This window comes from Aeromonas sp. Prich7-2 (assembly GCF_017939255.1).
Taxonomy (GTDB): Bacteria; Pseudomonadota; Gammaproteobacteria; order Enterobacterales; family Aeromonadaceae; genus Aeromonas; species Aeromonas caviae.
In genome coordinates, this window is sequence record NZ_JAGKRI010000249.1 from 1 (window position 1) to 4,228 (window position 4,228).

3 protein-coding genes and 2 pseudogenes are annotated in these 4,228 nt (G+C 47.4%); 3 read left to right on the forward strand and 2 right to left on the reverse strand.

All coding sequences use genetic code 11. The features are described 5' to 3' along the window. Together J9892_RS21440 and J9892_RS21445 are read left to right on the forward strand one after the other, a co-directional pair. Nucleotides 1-122 (forward strand): annotated as a pseudogene (locus tag J9892_RS21440) (IS630 family transposase); the annotation flags it as partial. Between the two features lie 214 nt (nucleotides 123-336). Then, the gene (locus tag J9892_RS21445) at nucleotides 337-1,473 is read left to right on the forward strand and encodes a Fic family protein (protein WP_180911166.1); all 1,137 of its coding nucleotides are present in this window, start codon (nucleotides 337-339) and stop codon (nucleotides 1,471-1,473) included. Between the two features lie 387 nt (nucleotides 1,474-1,860). Here the strand turns inward: J9892_RS21445 and J9892_RS21450 are convergent, their stop codons facing one another. Further along, nucleotides 1,861-2,334 carry a hypothetical protein gene (locus J9892_RS21450; protein WP_210538926.1) on the reverse strand — a complete coding sequence of 158 codons (474 nt, stop codon included), beginning with the start codon at nucleotides 2,332-2,334 and terminating at the stop codon, nucleotides 1,861-1,863. Nucleotides 2,335-3,004: 670 nt separating this feature from the next. Next, a pseudogene (locus J9892_RS21455) lies at nucleotides 3,005-3,877 on the reverse strand (IS5 family transposase); the annotation flags it as partial. Nucleotides 3,878-3,986: 109 nt separating this feature from the next. Between J9892_RS21455 and J9892_RS21460 the strand changes: the two are divergent. Beyond that, the gene (locus tag J9892_RS21460; RefSeq protein WP_210538928.1) at nucleotides 3,987-4,142 is read left to right on the forward strand and encodes a hypothetical protein; all 156 of its coding nucleotides are present in this window, start codon (nucleotides 3,987-3,989) and stop codon (nucleotides 4,140-4,142) included. Nucleotides 4,143-4,228: the final 86 nt, after the last annotated feature.

Genomic DNA, 4,228 nt, shown 5'->3' on the forward strand with positions numbered 1-4,228 from the left:
ATGAAACCATCACGCGCAATCATCAATGCAGAGGGATGGCAAACCTGCTGGCCCGAGTGAAACACTTCATGGATACCGTGTCTCCTTTCCCGGGGAATGGCTATGGCACAGCGAAGGTGTAGCACTATTGGGATCAGTTATTTAGTAAGTGGCACTGTCCAAGAGTCCATTCTCGCCCCGAGCCTCTCCGACACCCAGTAGACCAGCCCTGTGAGTTGTGGAATGAGCCGAATGAGGGCTATTATCGGCTCATATCGCGAGCCGAATGTGGTGTCAATTCGGCTCATTGTTGGCATTACACTGCTTGCCCGCGACACAAAATCAGCGAGATTATCGATGACCGTAGACTGGATCTGGCAACACGAGAACTGGCCTCATTTTTGCTGGCAAGATAAGCAGTTACTGCCAAGGCTACGTCTGGCACACCGCAATCTGGGACTACTCCAGGGCCTTCATTTATCAGCTCACAACACAACACTGGCGCATCAGACACATGCCCTAGATACGCTGCTGGCCAATGTCGTCGCGTCCTCGGCTATCGAGAATCAACAACTGAACTCTCAGTCGTTACGTGCATCTCTGGCATGTCGCCTCGGGATAGTGGAGCAGTCCCCCTACCCTACCTCAGTTAGATCCGAGGGACTGGCCGCGATGATTGTGGATGCAATTAGCAGCGATGAGCAGTTGACGCTTGAACGCCTGCTGCAATGGCATCGCTGGCTTTTTCCCGCAGATGACCGGAGATCGCATCAGATACGCGTTGGCCAGCTGCGTGGTGATGAGCCGATGCAGGTGATATCCGGAGCACGTGATCGACTCACCGTGCATTTCGAAGCTCCACCACGAGAGGGGCTGGAGCAGGAATTGGCCACTTTCATCGACTGGTTCAATACCAGTTTTGATGATCCCTGCCTAGATCCATTACTGCGAGCCGCCATCTGTCAGCTCTGGTTTGTCACGTTACATCCGTTTGATGACGGTAACGGACGGATTGCCCGAGCCCTCACCGATCTTGCACTCTCTCAGGCCGACAACCAGAGCATCATTCTGTATGCAATGTCGACCGTGATTTTCGAGCATCGAGCTGATTACTATCGCGCTCTGGAGCAGACTCAGAGAGGAGGCGTGGATGTCACAGAGTGGCTGGTTTGGTTTTTGGACACACTCAACGTCACGCTGGAACAGGCCCAACAGTCATGCACCCATGCGCTTGGTCGAAACCGTTTCTGGCAGCTACACGCTAATGACCAATTGTGCCTTGAACAGGTAATGATCCTGAACCATTTGCTCGGCGGTTACACACAGGACGGCCTACCGTATATTAGTGCCAGCCAGTATCAAAAAATTGCTCAGGTGAGCAAATCTACAGCCACGCGCCACCTTACTGATCTACTGGAAAAAAACTGCCTAGAAAAAGGGGCAAGTGGAGGCGGTAGAAGTACCCGTTATAGGCTCAAATTGACAAATCACTGATAAAGGGACTCAAATAGCCGGGACTACGCTGGCCAACATTCAGGATCCAGCTCTATATCCACACATTTGAGCTACGTCACGGCCACACGATATCCAACCATTCACTCGAGAATGACTTGACGCAAAACATACCAGAAGGACAGAGGGGAATTTTGCATTAGTTTAGGTGGTAATGGACCTCAATAAGGGGGCTGTAAACAAGCTACTGTGTTTCCAGCCCCACATACGTTGAGAATGCTATTTTCATCAAATTTGGAGTTTACGTTTTCGGTATGGGTGTTTTAAGCACCTACATACAACAATTTAAATTCCAGAATTGCCAGCAACACATTGAAACAAGCAAGATTAATCTTTAATTGTTCAGCATTAAAACTAAACTCACATCAATCATGGCTTTGCTTTTAACAGCACATCAACAGCCATTTTAAAATTCTTTAAAATAGTAGAGTCATTCACATTTTCAGACCCCATCTCTGCAAGAAACTCCTCAGCAGATTGGTAGTCATTACCTGGTCTATAGTAACTGGGCATGTTACTTTGGGCCCAACCAGAAAGTACCTGGTCATAAGTAACAGCCCTATCATTCTCATCATCGCCCAATGATGCCACGATATCATCATAATACATCTTAATAGATACATTATCTAATGCACTTGCTACAGATTCTGCAATGTCATGATTTAAAATCACAAATGCAGGGAAGTCATAGAGTTCATGAATATGGTTATAGTTTTTGAGCACAACATGCTTATCAAGGGGGCGGATAATTTTATTCAGGTTAAATCTACCCCTCAAAAGTTCAAGAGCTTCATTATGAGTCTCGATATCAATCGCACAAATATCATCGTTTACTTTTCTCATTACAATACTACCTTGCATGTTAACATGGAATATTTCGCCACTTGTGTTTATCTATTGGTAGTTGAAGCTCCGCGAATAGCGGGGAGCTTATTACCAAAAATGACTTTTAGGTTAAAGTGCACCCATTCATCATTTGTAGATGTGAATGTATAGCATGCACCTTGTTGAAGTTAATTTAGGCTGATTTCATATAAATGGCAATAGCAAACAACAAAAAAAATCGAAAATATTTTATTCTGAAATTTTAATTGGTTTTTTGCTCTCTTTTTATTGTCAAAATGAGGGATTTCAAACGATGGAAATCAAAAAAACATTCACAGAAAAAGTTTTTTCTCGTGAAAAAAAACAATAGGTTTCCACAGAATAATCCCACCATAAAAAGTAAAAAAAAAACGGCATGAAACTCTCGCAAAAAATGATGCGATTATGAAAAAAAATGCTTAGGTGTTTTGGCAAAAATCGTGGCTTTTTTACGTGCGTAAACTGAGGTTTCTATGAACCTACATGAGCAAAAAATCGATTAGGGAAGGTGCGAATAAGCGGGGAAATTCTTCTCGGCTGACTCAGTCATTTCATTTCTTCATGTTTGAGCCGATTTTTTCTCCCGTAAATGCCTTGAATCAGCCTGTTTAGACCGTTTCTTCGCCATTTAAGGCGTTATCCCCAGTTTTTAGTGAGATCTCTCCCACTGACGTATCATTTGGTCCGCCCGAAACAGGTTGGCCAGCGTGAATAACATCGCCAGTTCGTTATCGTTTTTCAGCAACCCCTTGTATCTGGTTTTCACGAAGCCGAACTGTCGCTTGATGATGCGAAATGGGTGCTCCACCTTGGCCCGGATGCTGGCTTTCATGTATTCGATGTTGATGGCCGTTTTGTTCTTGCGTGGATGCTGTTTCAAGGTTCTTACCTTGCCGGTGCGCTCGGCGATCAGCCAGTCCACATCCACCTCGGCCAGCTCCTCGCGCTGGGGCGCTCCTTGGTAGCCAGCATCGGCTGAGACAAATTGCTCCTCTCCATGCAGCAGATTACCCAGCTGATTGAGGTCATGCTCGTTGGCCGCGGTGGTGACTAGGCTGTGGGTCAGGCCACTCTTGGCATCGACACCAATGTGGGCCTTCATGCCAAAGTGCCACTGATTGCCTTTCTTGGTCTGATGCATCTGCGGATCGCGTTGCTGCTCTTTGTTCTTGGTCGAGCTGGGTGCCTCAATGATGGTGGCATCGACCAACGTGCCTTGAGTAATCATGACGCCTGCTTCGGCCAGCCAGCGATTGATGGTCTTGAACAATTGGCGGACCAGTTGATGCTGCTCCAGCAGGTGGCGGAAGTTCATGATGGTGGTGCGGTCCGGCAAGGCGCTATCCAGGGATAACCGGGCAAACAGACGGATGGAGGCGATTTCGTACAGAGCATCTTCCATCGCGCCATCGCTCAGGTTGTACCAATGCTGCATGCAGTGAATGCGTAGCATGGTTTCCAGCGGATAAGGTCGCCGGCCATTACCAGCCTTGGGGTAAAACGGCTCGATGACTTCCACCATGTGTATGGAGATGGTATTCACCTGACAGTTGCCCACAAAAGGGAGTGGTCATACGGCTTCAAACCGGATAACAAAACGGTACCCCTACCGTGTTATCCGGAGTCACCGTATGACCACCAACGAGAAAGTAGCACGTCGTAAACTCAGTCTGCTAGAGCTCGCCAAAGAGCTCAATAACGTCAGTAAAGCCTGCAAGCTCATCGGCTTGCGTATTCCGGCGAAGTTGAACAGCCATTCCGGCCAACGTGAACACCCTGATCCTTAACGCGCTCACGTCACCCCGTTTCTAACTCGAGTGTTCAGATTGGGTCAACTCACTTCTCCTCTTTCTCATCGATTCTCCCTTCAGTG